This is a genomic window from Proteiniphilum sp. UBA5384, assembly GCF_002410825.1.
GTDB lineage: Bacteria > Bacteroidota > Bacteroidia > Bacteroidales > Dysgonomonadaceae > Proteiniphilum.
This window is the reverse complement of record NZ_DHOS01000052.1, coordinates 179840-198035: the sequence shown is the minus strand read 5'-3', so window position 1 is coordinate 198035 and position 18196 is coordinate 179840. Positions and strand designations below refer to the sequence as shown.

Here is an 18196-nt window from a genome sequence, read left to right as displayed (position 1 = left end):
ACCACATCATCACTCCTTGTCCCCGACTTGTCGGGATCACCGATTCATCACTACCTGTTCCGATTCATCAGAATCAGTAAATCAACATTTAGTATGAATGGTAAAGATACTAAAATTGTTTATCATTTCACGAAAAAATAGTACTTTTGAAGTCATCTTCGACAAATACAATTTATCATAAAAAAAATCGATCTAATGACAAAGAGTGCTTTACAAATTGCAAGGGCAACTTATGTGCCCAAGATGCCCGAAGGTTTGAAGGGCAATGTGACTATTCAGGAAGGAGCCGCCACTGAATCGGTTCTCGACCAAGAGGAGATACAGAAACTTTTCCCAAATACATACGGGATGCCCGTGGTACAATTCGTACGGGCAGACGGCCAACCCGGCGTATCAGCACCGGTCAACGTAGGAGTGATCCTCTCCGGCGGACAAGCTCCCGGCGGACACAATGTGATTGCGGGGATATTCGACGGCATCAAAAGGTTGCACCCCGACAGCAAACTGTATGGCTTTATCCTGGGCCCCGACGGACTCGTCAAACACACCTACAAGGAACTTACCGCCGACATCATCGATGAATACCGCAACACCGGCGGCTTCGATATCATCGGCTCGGGACGTACCAAGCTAGAGACCAAAGAGCAGTTCGACAAGGGACTTGAGATATTGAAAAAATTAGACATCAAAGCATTGGTTATCATTGGGGGTGATGATTCCAACACCAACGCATGTGTGTTAGGTGAGTACTATGCCTCCATTAATGCCGGCATACAGGTGATCGGTTGTCCCAAGACCATCGATGGCGACCTGAAAAATGGCCAGATCGAAACATCTTTTGGATTCGATACGGCCTGCAAAGTATATTCTGAATTGATTGGCAATATTCAGCGTGACTGTAATTCGGCACGTAAATACTGGCACTTTATCAAGGTAATGGGACGTTCGGCATCACATATTGCACTGGAATGTGCATTGCAGACACAACCCAACATCTGTCTTATTTCAGAGGAGGTAGCTGCCAAAGAACAATCGCTCGACGATATTATCGATTATATAGCTGGCGTGATCAAACAGCGGGCAGAAAAGGGATTGAATTTCGGAACAGTCATCATCCCCGAAGGATTGATCGAATTTATCCCTGCAATGAAGAAACTGATCCACGAGTTGAATGACTTCCTGGCGCACAATCAGGAAGAATTTAACCTGGTACGCCGTTCCGGACAACGCGATTATATCATCAGCAAGCTTTCACCTGAAAATGCCGATATTTACGCCAGCCTCCCCGAAACAGTGGCACGCCAACTCACGCTCGACCGTGACCCGCACGGCAACGTCCAGGTATCACTGATCGAAACTGAAAAATTACTGGCTGAGATGGTAAAGAAACGCCTTGACGCGTGGACGCAGGAAGGCAGGTATAAAGGAAAATTTGCCAGTATCACTCATTTCTTCGGTTATGAAGGGCGTTGCGCTACTCCGTCGAACTATGATGCCGACTATTGTTATTCACTTGGTTACACCGCTTCGATGCTGATCGCGGTGGGCAAGACCGGATATATGTCTTCTGTACGTAATACTACCGCCCCTGCCGCAGAATGGATCGCCGGTGGGGTCCCCATCACCATGATGATGAATATGGAACGCCGCCACGGAGAAATGAAACCGGTAATACAGAAAGCGTTGGTGGAATTGAATGGTGCTCCCTTCAAATATTTCGAGAGCCAGCGTGACCAGTGGGCTATTGAAACCGACTACGTATATCCCGGCCCGATCCAGTACTTCGGACCTACGGAAGTATGCGACCAGCCCAGCAAAACATTGCAACTGGAGCAGAACGGCATGATTAAATTCTAACAACAACTTTTTCAATATTCATATTGTAGGAGAAAACGGGCATCGTTTTCTCCTATTTTTTGATCTTTTCCGCGGAATCCACTTACAGATATCTGATATACCGGCTGATCTGTGGTGTGTCGCCGGAGCATGGTGGATGCACTCCATAACTGGATTTCACATACCCCCCTACTTAGTCCTGTGAAGGTCTCTTGTGTGGAAAGACCGGCTTCCGCAGGTCATTCATCCTCCAACTTCACCGTAACAATATCGGTAGCAGGATTGGGACTGAGTGCAAACGAAACATCTGGAGATATGAAACCCGCAGAAACCAAATCAGCATATTGAGTATTATATAAAAAATAGGCACCCTCATCATGAAGCCACCTATTTTTGTGAAACAAGCAAAGTTTTAATTATCCTTACTTGTTATTAATCTTGAGTAGTAAAATCAGAAGAACCTGAAACGGTTGTCCTCTACACCCAGTTTTTCTTTCAATACTTCTATCGACTGCATCTGCATACGATAGGCATTGTTATTCAACATCTGATTTTTCTGCTGCTCTGCATCATATTCTTCTTCCACACCTTCGGTGCGATTGGCTACAGAAGCTACATATACACCCATATTGCCTTTCAACGGACCTACCACCTGATTGACCGGAGCGAAAGCCGAAACAGCATTCAATACAGGCTCATACCCCAGACCCGTAATGTTCTGCGTATTGAAGTTCACAAAACGGACGGTATCGGCAGAACTGCCCATCGCTGAAGCATATCCTTCCACAGAAGTAAGATTCTGCGTCTTCAGGTCGCTGATGATTTTCTCGGCTTTCTTCTCATTCACCAACTGCGCACGGATACCGGAAGAAACTTCAGACAGGGGTGTGGTTCCTGCAGGAGTTACCTTTTCTACCCTTGCAATGACACGAAGGTTGGTAAGATCGAATTTCTTTACACTTCCCATTTTCTTTTCATTGGCTGCCCAAGTAATCACTTGCCGTGAACCGGGGATTTGTGCCAAAGTGAAATCATTAGCAGAAATCGTAATGCCGGGCATTACCATATATCCTTTTTCGGCTGCCAGATCGTTGAATTTCTGGCTCACATCAGGAGTGGAAATAAACTGATTCAACTCATTATCAATATTGTTCGATGTCTTATCACTGGCTACCACAGGCATATCGATAACTGCCAACTTGTATTTATTGACAGGACGGGTACGTTCTTCCACCTGAAGGATTAGTTGCTGCCCGGGAATGGTAAGTTTGACCGGCTGCCCCACAGGAGCATTAAAGGCGGCCTTTACCAGGTCGGTACTAAACCCAACCAAATCGATTTCCCTTGCCCATCCCATTTCACCACCGTTAGAGGTGGGGTTAAGGCTGTTGGCTACCTCTGCAAAAGAGGTGCCGGCGGCTATCGCTCCATAAATACTATCCACAAAATGAGTGATAACGGAATCCTGTCCCACCACGGAAGCATCGGGGACCGCCATCATCCTCAGATGTACCGAGTCGGGAGCGACAGTCTTGTCAATCAGTTTATATATATAAAAGGAATCATCTTCGCGCACAGGACCAAACATCTCGTTAGCAGACGCTGAACGTACAAATTCGATCTGTGTAGGGGTGAGCATCTGTTCACTCATATAAACATCCCGATAAGGTGTCTGCGAATAGTCGGCCACGACCGAGGCAGGGTAAACAGCGGCGCTCAATTCATCAAAGGCTTTATGAGATTCGGCTTCCACCTCGGCATAATCCTCTTCACTGGGAATGATGCTCTTGGTAAAATAAGAGAGTTTCACCAGAGGAGCTTCCATACGGAAGGATTTTTTGTGCTTGTCGTAAAATGCTTTTACTTCATTATCTGTAACGGTGACGGCTGAATCAGGGACCGTGAAAAAACTTTTGAGCGCATATTCAATATCCGCATTTTTCTGTGACAGCTCAAACGTGTTTTTTGCTTCCGCATCATTCACAACCACAGCATTCGACAGAAGTGAGATATATTTTTCTTCTAACCGTTGTGTTCTCACCATCTCCTCGATAAACAACCACAAGCTTCTATATTGATTTACCAATGCTTGCTCCTGTGGATTGGAGCTTGGCATGTTGACGGTATTGATAAAGTCGACCAGCGCTGAACGGTCGAACATGCCTGTTTGAGGATTTACGAAGAAAGGAAGCTGCTGCAATACAGGTGAAATGAATTGACCGTGCACCAAGTCATTTAACTCTTCTTTGGCAACTGTGATTCCCAGTTTTTTCGTCTGGTGACTGAGCAAACGTTCCCGCACCATCTGCTGGTATACCGCCTCACGTATCTGTGAAGAGATGTTTTCATCGAGGGACGACTGTCCACTTACCATCTTCTGAAACTCTTCGAATTCAGTAATTTTATCGGCATACTGCTGGGTCGAAATCACATCGCCGTTTATTACAAACGCTTTATCCTGCGCTTTTCCAAATAATGTTCTTCCCGAGGTAAGCAAATCTCCCAATACAAAGGCAAGCAACGCCAGACCGATTATGATGACGAGAAGCGTACCTTTATCTCTAATCTTCTGTAAAGTAGCCATTTAACTATCTTTTTATTATACTTAGAATGTGATAAATGATTATAATTCAAACAAGGGCACGAAGTTAGCAAAAATAACGGAGACGGCGTTATTTTTTTCAGGAAAAGTGCATGTTTATCATTTAATAGATTCAGTACAATATCTCCTCAGCTGTTTCGCCTGCCAGAATAAGCCGTACAACCTCGATTTTACGTGCCGTTACTTTGAGTATTTTAAAGGTATATTTCCCGATAACCACGGTTTCATAGGTTTTTGGGAAGCGCTGCATATGGTATAGCAGGTAACCGGCTATAGTGGAATATTCATCCGATTCGGGGATATCCAGATGATAAACATCGTTGAGATGGTCGATCTCCACACGTCCCGACATTACGAATTCATTATTACCCTCCCTTTTGACAAATTTCGATTCCACATCATATTCATCTTCAATATCACCGAAAATCTCTTCCACCAGATCTTCCATGGTGACAATTCCCGAAGTACCGCCGAACTCATCTACCACTACAGCAATACTTTTACGATGTTGCATCAGGTCACTCATCAACTGGTTGGCCAGCATACTCTCCGGCACAAATGAAATGGTTGCTATATTACTGGTCCAGTCCTGCGGATTATTAAAAATCTCCCACATGTGGATGTATCCCACAATATCGTCAAGATTTTCCCTGTAGACCAATATTCTTGAAATACCTGTCTCTATAAAGAGTTCTTTCAGTTTATCAGGAGCTGTATCGAGGGTAACGGCCACGATATCGGCCCGGGGAACCATGCAATCCCGCACTTTCATGGAAGAAAAGTCGAGAGCATTCCGAAAAATCTTGACCTCAGAATCGACTTCCATCTCTTTTGCCCTGTCGCCGGCATTCTTCCCTGTCAGCATATCGAAATTTACCCTGTAAAAGACCTCATCCTCTTCCGGCTCTGATAAATTCATGCCTGCTAAGCGAAGTATTACCTGAGAGAAGCCAATAAAAAGTGTGGTTATGGGGTATAGGATCACATAGAACAAAAAAGCGGGTAAGAGAAACAATTTCACCCAGGAATCGGGATCCCTCCCAAAGAAAATCCGCGGCAGAAACTCATTTGTCAACAACAGAAAAAATGAGGCTACGGCAATTATCAGCAATATTTTTATCAGATCGTTCTGTAGCGTGTTACCCAGATGATCATAGACAATCAGGCCGGTAAAAGACACAAAGAGCACTATCAGGATAACCCTTCCCAGCATCAACGTAGCCTGAAACTGCCGGAAGTGACGATAGATAACATCCATCATATAACTGTATGGTCGGGAGGAATCGTTATTGACAATATATTGCAACTTTCCTGCGGTAATATAAGCCACCTCTATTCCCGAGAAAAGAAGAGAGAGAAACAGGAATCCAATCCACCACCCTATTTCAACATGAAATCCCATTGTTTAGTTGCACATTTTCAATTACTAATTGTCGATTGTCAGAATAGAATCTCCCGGTGCAGGAGCGTCGGAAAATGGCAATTTCCCCTCGTGTGGCCTGAAAATACGGTAATCAGACATTGCCGTATTCGACTCAAATCCGTAACCTTTCAATTCAGATACACCTCTTTTAATTTCTATATAAGCGTCCGAGAATACTTTCCCGTTTTTCTGGTCCCAGAACAACTCTTCGCTGTCGAATTGTTCCCCCTCTCTATTTTCAACATGGACTTTCTTTTTTAACTTCCACATCTCTTGGTTATTGTAATACCATGCCGTATCGGCAACAACAGTTGCTTCAATCTCAAAGTCAGGGGCAAATTGCTCAAAATAGATTCCCTGTGGGAAATACCAGTAGGGCTCTTTCGCCTGATCGTAGATCATCCATACATCCGCAACAATCCTATAGCGTGTAATACCGGAATCAGAAATGAGGGTTGAAACATTATGGGTGATCATGGTTGCTACCGAGTCGGGATCATAGGCAAGCGGCACAAGGTTCTCGCTCTTGTCCCTACAAGACAAAAGCGACATAACAACCACTAAAACAGTGATTGTTATGCGTAATAAGAATTGTATGTTACGATGGTTTCCCAACATTTATCTAATCACTAACTCTTGTCTCGATTTATCTCAACCGGACGGTGGTGGTTTCACCGATCCAACCGGGGATAGTTACCGTTTCTCCTGCTTTGATACCCATCATAAATGCAGTCTCGGTATCCATAAATGCAGCAGAATAACGGTTGATAAGATTATTTGCCTTGCTTGCTACACCAGGATCAACCGATCTGGCTTTTTGTAACTTATCCACTGCGACCAGATATACCAGTCCTGCTTTTTCCGGTTCGGGGAAAATATTGGCTGCCGAGCTGGCATACAGTTGTGCGATCAGGATATATGCTTCACCATTGTTCGGGTTGTATTCCAATGCATCATAAGCGGCTTGCCTTGCCTTTGCAAAATTACGCTGGTTAGAGAATATACCCGCAAGTTGCATCATGTAGTCGGATGCTTTATTCTTGTCGGTTTCCATTTTAGCAGCAGCACTATAATACTTCAATGCCGTTTCATAATCTTTATCTCTCAGGCTCTTGTTGGCCAATCCGATAGCGGCACCGGCCGAAGGTTCAAGATGATAGAGATATTCGGAAGCAGTAAAGTAAAGATCGGTATCTGAACACCCCACCGAACCCAATGCGTCCAACACTTCATTCAAGAATTCCTTATTAGCCTTGTTCGGCTCTACCTTGTCGGCATAATATTCAGCAAGTGTCTTGCAATCTCCGGCTCCACTATTGACAAACCCTTTTACGATTCCATCTTTCACCATGGCAAGATAATCAGCACTGGTTTCATCATTAGCGCCATGAGCATTGGCAATAGCTTGGTCCACATACGCAATAGTCTGGAAATAATCGCTTATATATTGATCTTTTTTAGCACTATCACTCAGGTACTGGCTCAACGAGGCAACCATAAAATAAGAATAGGCATCCAGCGGATTCATCTTGTCTTTCAACTCCCCGATCGCCTCATTTAACATATTATATACCACCGACTGGTCAGCATTCTCTCCCATCAACTCCATATAATCATAGGCTTTATAAGCAAGGATGGTACCCTTGGCATCATCATCGCCAAAGTACTTAAGGCGCGTATCATATATCTCCATCACCTTATCGAGGTATTCCTTTTTCTTGGCCGCGTCGGTTGCTTCACCGTGGAGCGCCTTAAAAATACGGGGACCGTAAATATAAATATTCTTGCTGGAGGCGGGACAATTCTCATAGGTAGAGAGCCATGGTTTAAGCGCTCCCTGATAATCTTCCGCCTTCGCCGAAGTCTGCATGAGACTTAAGTTCAGACGGCAATTCACACTGTCTTCACCGTGTCCGTAAGGAGCTTTCACAGGATCATACCCTGGTTTTTGTGCAGTGGCGGCAGCTACTACAAACATAGCTACCAGACCCGATAATAATAACTTTCTCATATTCCTTGATGTTTAAATTTGTTTTGTCCACTAATGTGAAAAGACTCATTAATATTAGCTTAACGAAAACGTTCACTAAAATTAATCAGTCTGGGAATTGGACAAAATGTTAAAGAAAAAGTTTAAACCTATTGTCCAATTTTGATTTTATTTTTGACTTCTTTCAATTTATAAATTCGTCAGTTAAACTGCCGTTTAAGGAACCATAATTCGTTAATGTTCATACTCACAGTAATCTTGAACATATCTTGCCGGATCATATAATCGGTATCGGGTTGCTGCCTTGAATAGCCAAATCCGATATTGATCATGGAAGTATAGCCCGACATATAGTCTCTGAAAGGTAATCCCAATCCCACGTTAATTCCATACTCATTGTAGCTGCCAAGCTTGCTTACCGTACCGCTTTGCAAATTATTCGGATCATTCACGTTGAAATTGTTATAGGAATTGCTATATGAAAGTCCGCCCCTTAAACGTACCCGGCGAAAGAAGTTCTGGCTAAAAGGATCGCTTACGTACTCCACGCCGGCATTCACCCGGAAAGTATTATTGAAGCGGTCGCTCTTTGAGAGGTTATCCAACACATCGGGATACGCAAGGTTTTTCCATATCTGGTAGGTACCATCCAGACCGACCAGGAAATTTTTGGTACTATAACTAATACCAGCACCAAATGTATGGGGCAATTGAAAAGAAGCATTCTTCAATGTATCTGTCTTTAATACCTGCGCCGGCAATGTCCAGGGATTCTCATACGGGTCATTGACATATAACATCTCGGTGGGATTTACATCGGCCCCGGCATTCAATTTGGGTGAATAAACGGCACCCACCGTCACTGAACGACCCCGGCTCAACGGATAAGTATACTGCACACCGATATCATACTTCAATTCCTTGAAAGAATAGCTGTACTTCGACTCCTCCAACAGGGCTGAGGCGTGGTTGGGCGTAACCAGACTGCTCCGGGAATAGTCTCCGAACAAATAAGAGATATTGACCCCTATAGAAATATTCTTCATAAACTCCCATGCAATACCGGCATATACTTGGCTCAGCCCTCCCGATCCCCTGTATGTTTCATAATACTGGGTGCTTGATGTAGAACGTGGACCACCGAAATTATATCCCATCTTGGAATAGGGAAGAAGACCTATACTGGCACCCACATTGCGAAACAGCGGAAACTGCATGGCCACGTAATCGAAGTTGCCGTTATAGTAGTCACGCGCTTCATTCACGTCGTCATTCATTCGGGCAAGATGACCCGAAACACCCATATCAAATATAAAAGTAAGCGTATCGATTCTGGAATAGGATGCAGGATTGATCCAATTCACCTGTTGACTTCTCCGCAACCCATATCCAATTCCTCCCATAGCTTCAGAACCGCTTGGGGTAGGATTCGACAGAAGTCCATATCCATATCGGCTATAGGGAGAATTTAACCCTACCTGCTGCGCGAGAATAACTGTGGTAATCGTAAGAAAAGCGATCAATAAAGAGAAACGTTTTTTCCTAATATTCATCTGTTTCGGGTATATAACCAGCTCTTGGCCGCTTTGTTTCATTATTATTTTTAGCGTGTACAAAGATGACATAATTTTGCGATGTGTCCAAAAATAGTAAAGAACATCGTGTTAAAAAGATTAAAGTTTAATGTTTATTATTCCTTCCGCCACTCTTATAGCAATTATAGGAGACAATCTCTTCCAAGGGTTTACGCTTCTTCATCCTTAACGGCTGTATACTATAACCGATCGCAATATCAAGCCAGACTCTTTTTGAGTCAGGGATCGACAAGACCTCCCGCATCCTGGGTTCATTGAACCAGCCGAGGATACAAGAACCCAATCCCTCGGCATGGGTCGCCAATGCAATATGCGCAGCAATTACCCCAAGATCCATCTGGGCATAGTCTTTCTGCTTTACCCATCCTCCCACCCCGGAAGTGAGGTTTACTTTCTCTTCCACCAATACAATATGTACCGGTGCTTGTTTGGTGAAGTGATTCATCCCCAATGCACGGGCAGAAGTAGCATCGGCAACCTTGTTTTTCAACCCGGGATCATCCACCACGATAAGATGCCAAGGCTGCGCATTGCAAGCCGAAGGAGCCAATCGTGCCGCTTCCACAATACGTTCTATTTTTTCTTTCTCCACCGGACGTTCCGGGTCAAAAGCGCGGTCGCTTTGACGGGTAGAGACAAACTCCAGGAAATCCATAGGGGGCATTTATAAAGCGTTTAAGGTAGCTATACGGCTGATATATTTGCCGATAATATCAAATTCCAGATTCACTACCATTCCTTTTTCTATCTGATGGAAATTAGTATGCGCATAGGTATAGGGAATGATAGCCACTTTAAAACTATGGTCTGTGGGTTCCACCACGGTCAGACTTACACCATTCACAGTAACAGAACCTTTATCCACTGTCATATATCCTTTCTTAGCCTTCTCCTTATCGAATGCATACTCAAATGTGTAATACCAACTGCCATCGGCTTCTTTCACATTCATGCAGACAGCAGTCTGGTCTACGTGTCCTTGCACAATATGTCCGTCGAGACGACCGTTCATCAACATGCTGCGTTCGATATTCACCTTACTGCCTATCTCCAGCAGACCAAGGTTTGACCGGTTGAGGGTTTCCTGGATGGCCGTTACCGTATAGGTATTTCCTTCGATAGAGACTACAGTAAGACACACTCCGTTGTGCGACACACTTTGATCGATCTTTAATTCTCCGGTAAAAGAACACTCCAGCGTGATATGGAGGTTTCCCTTATCCCAATTGAGCGCCATTACCGTTGCGGCCTCCTCTATAATTCCTGAAAACATTTTTATGATTTATTGATGTGATTATTTACTGATTCCAATGAATTGGTAATTACCAAATAGATGCACGCTTCTCAACCGGCAGATAGATCGGGTCGGAAGGCCGGATATCGAATGCGTCATACCATGCACCGATATGGGGCAATGCTCCATCCACACGCCATTTACCAAGAGAATGCGGATCTATTTTCGTAAGCCGGAGGATTTCCGCATCCCTCACATTCCCGGCCCAGAGAGCGGCATAGCTCAAGAAGAAACGCTGTGCCGGGGTGAATCCGTCCATCGCTTCACCATCTTTTGCCTGCTGCGTCTTCAGGAATGCATGATAAGAGACCTGCAAACCGCCATGGTCGGCAATATTCTCTCCGAGTGTGTAACGGCCGTTGGCATGTACGGTATCGATCACCACGATATTGTCGAAATAATCGACCAATACATTGGCTCTCTCTTCAAACCGTCGGGCATCTTCGGCAGTCCACCATTCAGCCAGATTTCCCTCCTTGTCGTATTTACGTCCCTGGTCATCGAAACCATGGGTCATCTCGTGGCCGATCACCACGCCAATACCTCCATAATTGGTCGCATCATCACCATCCATATAGAAGAAGGGAGGCTGGAGAATCCCTGCAGGGAAACAAATTTCATTGGAAGAGGGGTTGTAATAGGCATTGACCGTGTGGGGCGACATAAACCATTTGGTTTTGTCGACCGGCTTACCCAAGTCGTCCATCATCTCCGCATAAGCAAATTCGGATGCACGCACCATATTCTGCCAGTAAGAATCATCCTTGATCTCAAGCGAAGAGTAATCTTTCCACTTGTCGGGGTATCCTATCTTTACAATAAAAGTACTCAGTTTTTCCTGTGCTTTGGATTTCGTGGCATCACTCATCCATTCAAGCCCGGCAATCCGCTCACCCAAAGAAGTTTTCAGGTTGCCCACCAGTTCAAGCATCCTCTCCTTGGCTTCGGGTGGAAAATACTTCTGCACATAAAGCTGTCCTACCGCTTCACCCATCGCCCCACTCACAGCATCGATACTCCTTCTCCAACGCGGACGAAGTTCTTTACTGCCACTCAGCGTTTTTCCATAGAATTCAAAATTGGCATTCACAAAATCATCACTGAGATATTCTGCCGCAGAATTAATCACCTTCCAGCTCAGGTAGTCACGCAGCACCCCCTCCGGCTCCTTGCCGATGATGGCAATGGCAGCCTTCACCGGCTCAATCTGTGAAATATTGATGCTATCGATACTTGCCGCACCCACTTCCTCTAAATAATATGTCCATTCAAACGGGCCGATCTGTTTTCCGAGCTCTGCTACCGGCAATTTATGATAATTGAGTTCCGGTTGGCGCTGCATTTCCCTAGTGAAATGTGCTTCAGCCAACGTTGTTTCTATTTTCAATACATTCACGACCGCTTTTTCCGCATCGGGTTCATCATAACCGGCATTCATAAACTGTGTTTTTATCAGCTTCTTATATTCCTCCCGCACCATTTTCGTATGTTCATCTTGTAACAGGTAATAATCCCTGTCGCCCATGCTTATACCCGACTGGTAAAGATGCGCAATATTCATGGCACTATTCATGTCGTCAGGACCTACATAAAATCCGAAAAACGGATTCGCTGCAAAACGACTTATCCGGGCGGCCAGTCGGATCACATCTTTCTTGCCGGATATCGCCGCAATTTCCTCCAATTGCGCACGTATCGGTCCGGCACCATCGGCATTCAGCTTCACACTATCGATACCCATACTATAAAGGTTGCCGACCTTCTGTGCATTTGAACCCATAGGGTTTTCCTGCTTTCCTAACTCTTCTATCAGGGATTGAATCTGCGTTTGATTATTTTCACGTAATTGATCGAACGACCCGTACCGTGCATATTGGTCAGGGATAGGATTGGCCTTTTGCCATCCTCCGGTAGCATATTGGTAAAAACTCACCCCCGGCGCTGCCGTAGTGTCGAGGTAAGAAAGATCGAGCCGCTCCCCGGGCTGCCCTGCTTTCTGCTGTGTGAAACTTGTGGTGATCATAACAGCTAAAACAATAATGGGATATATAATCCATCTCATAAAATTAAATCTTAAACCCTTATCTTTCGATTTATATTCTTACATATAACAAGATACAAAAGTACAAAAATATTCTATCCTTGGCATATAAAATAAAATGTATCTGCAAACCAGCGACAAAGAATAAAAAAATAGACAGGGCGGGGAATCACTCCTGGCCCTGTCCGATCCTTTCATTAGTGTTTAATTTAATGTAGAGTTTATGTAAATTGAACTGAAAGGTTTTGCTCATAAGAATAACAAATACCCATACACTTGAAAATATATTTGTAATTATTCTTATTAAAAGATCATATCTTAATATCTATTTAATTGTCAGCAACATCCCACCAAAGCCGGGTGTCAAAATTATCCGCTCCTTGTGCTGAAATAGCTTGCCGGTAATTATCCATATTTGTCTCATAATCGATCAGGTAATACTGTCTTCTATAAGGAACATGAGTAATTGTACTTGGTGCTGCCTGTCCGGGAGTCAATGTGGGTACATTCAATCTTCTCCAGTCAGACCAAGCCTCAAGTCCATCTTCCATAAATCCATTAAGCCAGCGCTGCATGGCAATTTTTTCAATCTTCTCGACATTTGATCCGGTCAATGCAACTTCCGGTTGTGCCAAATAATCATCTACCGTTAATATAAAACCATAGTCGGTTTCCCAACTTTCCCATAAATCCGGATCGTTTGCCTTATAACCCTCAACATCGCTTTCAAAATCTTTTTCTTCAAAAGACATCGTTATTCCATCTTTATATAGCGTTGCGGCATCCGCACTGATCCAGCCCCTGACTGCCGCCTCAGCCGCCACAAGCAACATCCTCGATGCAGAAATAATAGTAATTGGGGCATTCATCGCATATAATTTGGGATTAAACATTACTATTTTGCCGGTATAATTTGATATCTCATTCCGAGGTACTCCAAAGGGTACAGCGTCAAAGTTATTTTGGGGAGACGGCACTCCATAACTTAATACGCGAGGATCCTTGTATGATAATAAGACATCCACAATCGTCTTTGAAGGAGCAAAATCCTGCCTCTTTGAAATAGACATATTTTCATGCAACGGATTCATGTTGGCCGTTTCATTAAGATATTTATAGCGCAAGTTATCCTCATTGGTTTGTAGACCTCCCTCCTGATAAGCCTTGGAAAAGCGAGCCTTTCCTACTTCCGGTGCGACATCCGACAATTTAATAGCCATAAGCATTCTCAACGAAGCATTTAATTTTTTCCATTTTGAAATATTACCATTATAAAGAATATCATACTGTGAATTCAAACGGTCACTTTCGTCGAATAAACCATACGCTTCATTGAGTTTTTCTTCCAAAGCAGTATATATTGCCTCCTGAGTATCAAATTTGGGAGTAAAATTACCCTCATCTCCCAATAATGCTTCCGAGTAATAGATACTCCCCAGCACATCCGTCATATGCATATAATAAAATGCCTCCAACGTTTTGGCTACAGCAATTTGATTGTCATTGCTCCCCATTGCCCCCACAAATTCCGTGGATTTCTGATCTTCATCTTGGTTCATCGCTATGATGAGCTTTAAGTTGCGAAGGAAAGTGTTGTAATAAACGCCTAACGAGAAATCCACAATCTGAAACTGTGAATACTGAATATTAAGCGCTTCGGCAAAGTACTGTGGATAGAGTTGGCTAAACGGATCATAAAGGCTGACGCTGGGTGCCGGGGCACTACTGAATACACTAAAAGTCGTGCCTTGCATTGCCCGCACAAATAAAAAACGGGTGTCTGCCTGCGACGGGTTGTTGGGATCTAAATTGATATCATCAAAATCCCCACAACTGCCTAACGACAATATTGCTATTAAGGAAAATATATATAAAATTTTATTTTTCATAATGTCTTATTTTTTATGCTGTTATTTAAAAAGTAAGATTGATCGTCACACCATAAGAGCGGGTAGAGATTGACTGGCCCCCTTCCACATAGTCATAGTCAGCCCCACTTGTCTCTGACGGGTCAATATTGGGTGTTCCCGAATAAATTAACCATGGGTTCTGGGCGACAAACGAAATACTTGCGGCATTCAGTCCAAGTTTTGTCTTATTCAGAAATGTTTTTGGCAATTCGTATCCTATCGAGATCTCTCTTAGTTTCACATAAGATGCATCATACACGGAAGGAGCCCAAACCTGGGGATAAATATCCTGATAGTAAACCTGAGCATCAATATACCCATCTAATGGTTTACCGTCGGCATCAACACCTGTCAAATGCACACCTCCACCTTCAGAAACCGGATCACGTAATGGTTTTCCCCGATCATTCAAACCTGCCGTTTTTTTCAAAATACCGGAACTATTTCCCCAGAGATTTGTCCATGATACAATTTCACCACCAAAGGAGAAATCGAGTGCCGCGGACAGCATAAATCCTTTATAATTGAGTGAAGTAGAAAAACCTCCGGTAAAATCGGGTTGAGCAACACCCAAGTCCTTGGTTTGATTTTCACTGTCCACAATAGGATAGACATCTCCATCCGGATCACCTGCATCCAATTTTTCTAAAATTAAATTACCGTTTTTATCACGCAACCAATCATTTCCCTGTATAAGACCGATTGGCTGCCCTTCACGTGCATTGATAGAAATCGGATAATAGAATTTAGTCCACCATACCTGATAGGAATCATCGTCCTTATCATTATCAATAAGTTCTACCAGAGTATTATTATTTTTCGAATAATTGAAGTTTACAGTCCATTGCAAATCCCTGGTCTTTACAGGCATACCTCCCAATGTAAGTTCAATACCTCTATTGCGGATCAGACCGGCATTGATCTTCATCGTACTATAGCCGCTGGCCGGGGTCACATTCTGATCGATGATCTGATTCTTGGAATCTCTATTATAAAAGTTGAAATCTCCCCAAAATCGATTTTCGAATACCCGGAATTCTGTACCGACCTCATAGGAAGTAGAAATGGTAGGTTTGATATTGGGATCTCTGAGATTTGTATTCTGACGCATTACGGTTAGACCACCATACTTTTTTGTGTTTAACCCGTCATTTGTGACATACACCGGATATACCAAATAGGGATCCATGGTGGAACCCACCTGAGCTGCCGAAGCCCTCAATTTCCAAAAGTTCAGCCAATCAGTTTTCACCAGATTACTCATTATCACGGAAGCACTCAATCCTCCATAAAGATAGCTATTGTGATCAGGATGTAGTGTGGAAGTCCAATCATTCCTCATATTGGCATCCAAATAATAGGTATCGTCAAGACCTACTGTTGCCGTGGCAAAAATACTCTGAGTTTTATGGTGGGTAATTTTTGAGGAACCTCCTGGTAAACCGGTAGATGCCGAGACATTCCAAAATTTATTCAGAAAAAGCCCGTCGCGCGTAAATGCATCATTTTCTTTATAAGAATAATCTCTTTCTTCCACAAACGCCGTAGCATCCAAACTTAAACGATCATCCACAAAACGATCGCTGAAACTGACATAACCTTGGGTTTGCATATCTATCAATGAATTCTGATTTTGAGAATATTTAGAAACTTCATTGAAATTCATTGGGATTTTAGTCTCTTCCACTACATTGCGGAGGTTACCATTCACATTCACTCCTGCTTTCAGATTTTTCAGAATAGTATATTCTACGTTTCCACTGAAAACATTCCATTGATATAAGCTCGTCCAGTTTACTTCATTCATCAATGCATATGGATTCTCATGGAATGCAGGCGCCAGATTTGTCGGGCTTTTAATGTTCCATGTTCTGAAAGTCCCGTCAGGACGGGTATAATTATTTTTCAAATCCTTTAAATTGACGTTGGTATTTCCCCATTGCAAATAGGAGGAAAGGAAGTTTCCAAATTCACCATAACCTTCCACAGCCGCATTATGGTTTTTACGGTATGTATACTTATAGTCCAGACTCACTTTTAATCTTTCAGTAACATTAAAAGAGGATTTAACAGTCAGGAACCTTCTTACGGCATCACTATTGTAAAGCACACCATTCCTGTCTACATTGGTAAATGAAATTCTGGTATTATAATCTTTTCCTGCTTTGGCAAATGAAATATTAGTTGTATTGGTCACTCCTGTACGATAAAGATCCTTGATATCCATCTGATAATCCCATGGAGCCTGTTGTCCGAAACGAGGGTCTGTCGGATCCCATGCATACCAGGGCATATAAGGCTCACCGGTATATTTAGGTCCCCAACTCGAATCATCGGCATAGTCGTAAATTTTCCGTCCGTCAAATTGTTTCAGATATTCTGGCATTGTCGCAGTCCATTTGAATGTAGGCAGCTCTGTACTAGCGCCAAGATATCCTCCACCGTACTCCTTCTGTACATCCACATGGGAATACGCTTTTTCCCAAGCCAATGTATGACTGAAATTTACTTCCGATCTGCCTTCAGCAATACTTTTGGTGGTAATAATGATAGCACCATTTCCTCCACGTGACCCATACAAAGAAGTAGCAGCAGGTCCCTTCAAAACATTGATACTCTCCACATCATCCATGTTGATGGAATTCTGATTGGTAATTACCCCGTCCACCACATAAATGGGTTCATTACCGGTGGCACTTGTCAAGGAGGTTGTTCCTCTCAGATAGATTTTCCCGGCATCAAACTTAGAACCTGAGCCACCTACAAAACGAAGTCCCGAGACTTTTCCGACCAATGCATTATTCAAATCGGTTTGGCGTGCCTTGATCAATTCATCGGCTTTCACCTCTTGCGAAGCATATCCAATAGATTTCTTCTGTCTTGTAAGCCCCATTGCCGTCACCACCAATTCGTCCAATACTTCTGCATCTGACTCTAACGTCACATTTATATTTGCACGTACCGGCACTTCCAATGTTTGCATTCCAACATAAGAAATAACCAGTGTTCCTCCGGTTGGAGCAGACAGGCTGAAACTTCCGTCCATATCTGTTACAGTTCCCTGCGTAGTACCCTTAATTTGGATAGTAGCGCCAATCACCGGATCTCCAGCTTCATCCACCACGGTACCCCGTACCTGCGTCTGGGCCATTAAAATCCCTATTCCTACAAAGAACAGGGTAAAAAACAATGCTAGTTTTCTTTTCATACTCTACTTTTTTTAATTAATGAATCATTCGAAATAAAATTCGGGTTTATTACAAAAGGTGGAGACATACACAGTTCGTCAAATCGGCGATACCGCATATTACCTAGTACTGTATTGTGAAGGTGGGCACAAAGAGTTTTACCGGACTCACCCGAGACCGGTAAAAAAGAATATCCCATGCCGAAAATTGATTTCGACATGAAAAATAAAAAATAAATAAAAAGGGATAAAAACGCTTTAAGTAGGGATTGAGATAAATTTAGTGGGTTACAAGAGGATTTGCCCCCCCCCCCCCGG

The 18196-nt window shown here is 43.4% G+C and carries 11 protein-coding genes; 1 reads left to right on the top strand and 10 read right to left on the bottom strand.

What is annotated here, in order from left to right; all coding sequences use genetic code 11:
* Positions 1-195 precede the first annotated feature (195 nt).
* Positions 196-1857: a diphosphate--fructose-6-phosphate 1-phosphotransferase gene (locus B4G81_RS10575; RefSeq protein ID WP_294082303.1), complete on the top strand. Its 1662-nt coding sequence runs from the start codon at positions 196-198 to the stop codon at positions 1855-1857.
* 430 nt (positions 1858-2287) lie between these two features.
* Here B4G81_RS10575 and B4G81_RS10570 read toward each other — a convergent pair whose 3' ends face one another.
* From B4G81_RS10570 to B4G81_RS10525, 10 genes are all read right to left on the bottom strand, one after another.
* Positions 2288-4420 carry a peptidylprolyl isomerase gene (locus tag B4G81_RS10570; protein ID WP_294082300.1) on the bottom strand — a complete coding sequence of 711 codons (2133 nt, stop codon included), beginning with the start codon at positions 4418-4420 and terminating at the stop codon, positions 2288-2290.
* Positions 4421-4550: 130 nt separating this feature from the next.
* Complete coding sequence (locus B4G81_RS10565; protein ID WP_294082296.1) at positions 4551-5840, bottom strand: hemolysin family protein; 1290 nt, start codon at positions 5838-5840, stop codon at positions 4551-4553.
* 24 nt (positions 5841-5864) lie between these two features.
* On the bottom strand, positions 5865-6479 hold the full coding sequence (lptC, locus tag B4G81_RS10560) for an LPS export ABC transporter periplasmic protein LptC (RefSeq protein WP_294082293.1): 615 nt from the start codon (positions 6477-6479) through the stop codon (positions 5865-5867).
* A 28-nt stretch (positions 6480-6507) separates the two neighbouring features.
* Positions 6508-7872, bottom strand: coding sequence for a tetratricopeptide repeat protein (locus tag B4G81_RS10555; RefSeq protein WP_294082290.1), 1365 nt, complete (start codon positions 7870-7872; stop codon positions 6508-6510).
* A gap of 179 nt (positions 7873-8051) precedes the next feature.
* Entirely contained in the window at positions 8052-9404 is a 1353-nt protein-coding gene (locus B4G81_RS10550) for a hypothetical protein (RefSeq protein WP_294082288.1), read from the bottom strand.
* A 127-nt stretch (positions 9405-9531) separates the two neighbouring features.
* Positions 9532-10101, bottom strand: coding sequence for a nitroreductase family protein (locus tag B4G81_RS10545; RefSeq protein WP_294082286.1), 570 nt, complete (start codon positions 10099-10101; stop codon positions 9532-9534).
* 9 nt (positions 10102-10110) lie between these two features.
* Entirely contained in the window at positions 10111-10719 is a 609-nt protein-coding gene (locus tag B4G81_RS10540; RefSeq protein ID WP_294082284.1) for a riboflavin synthase, read from the bottom strand.
* A 49-nt stretch (positions 10720-10768) separates the two neighbouring features.
* Positions 10769-12802: a M13 family metallopeptidase gene (locus B4G81_RS10535; protein WP_294082281.1), complete on the bottom strand. Its 2034-nt coding sequence runs from the start codon at positions 12800-12802 to the stop codon at positions 10769-10771.
* A gap of 308 nt (positions 12803-13110) precedes the next feature.
* Positions 13111-14670, bottom strand: coding sequence for a SusD/RagB family nutrient-binding outer membrane lipoprotein (locus B4G81_RS10530; RefSeq protein ID WP_294082279.1), 1560 nt, complete (start codon positions 14668-14670; stop codon positions 13111-13113).
* 25 nt (positions 14671-14695) lie between these two features.
* On the bottom strand, positions 14696-17899 hold the full coding sequence (locus B4G81_RS10525) for a SusC/RagA family TonB-linked outer membrane protein (RefSeq protein WP_294082277.1): 3204 nt from the start codon (positions 17897-17899) through the stop codon (positions 14696-14698).
* Positions 17900-18196: the final 297 nt, after the last annotated feature.

Bases quoted from the DNA above. Each gene is read 5' to 3' on its own strand.
- B4G81_RS10565 (WP_294082296.1), bottom strand. From the start codon at position 5,840: ATGGGATTTCATGTTGAAATAGGGTGGTGGATTGGATTCCTGTTTCTC.
- B4G81_RS10540 (WP_294082284.1), bottom strand. From the start codon at position 10,719: ATGTTTTCAGGAATTATAGAGGAGGCCGCAACGGTAATGGCGCTCAAT.
- B4G81_RS10525 (WP_294082277.1), bottom strand. From the start codon at position 17,899: ATGAAAAGAAAACTAGCATTGTTTTTTACCCTGTTCTTTGTAGGAATA.
- B4G81_RS10550 (WP_294082288.1), bottom strand. From the start codon at position 9,404: ATGAATATTAGGAAAAAACGTTTCTCTTTATTGATCGCTTTTCTTACG.
- B4G81_RS10575 (WP_294082303.1), top strand. From the start codon at position 196: ATGACAAAGAGTGCTTTACAAATTGCAAGGGCAACTTATGTGCCCAAG.
- B4G81_RS10545 (WP_294082286.1), bottom strand. From the start codon at position 10,101: ATGGATTTCCTGGAGTTTGTCTCTACCCGTCAAAGCGACCGCGCTTTT.
- B4G81_RS10570 (WP_294082300.1), bottom strand. From the start codon at position 4,420: ATGGCTACTTTACAGAAGATTAGAGATAAAGGTACGCTTCTCGTCATC.
- lptC (WP_294082293.1), bottom strand. From the start codon at position 6,479: ATGTTGGGAAACCATCGTAACATACAATTCTTATTACGCATAACAATC.
- B4G81_RS10535 (WP_294082281.1), bottom strand. From the start codon at position 12,802: ATGAGATGGATTATATATCCCATTATTGTTTTAGCTGTTATGATCACC.
- B4G81_RS10555 (WP_294082290.1), bottom strand. From the start codon at position 7,872: ATGAGAAAGTTATTATTATCGGGTCTGGTAGCTATGTTTGTAGTAGCT.
- B4G81_RS10530 (WP_294082279.1), bottom strand. From the start codon at position 14,670: ATGAAAAATAAAATTTTATATATATTTTCCTTAATAGCAATATTGTCG.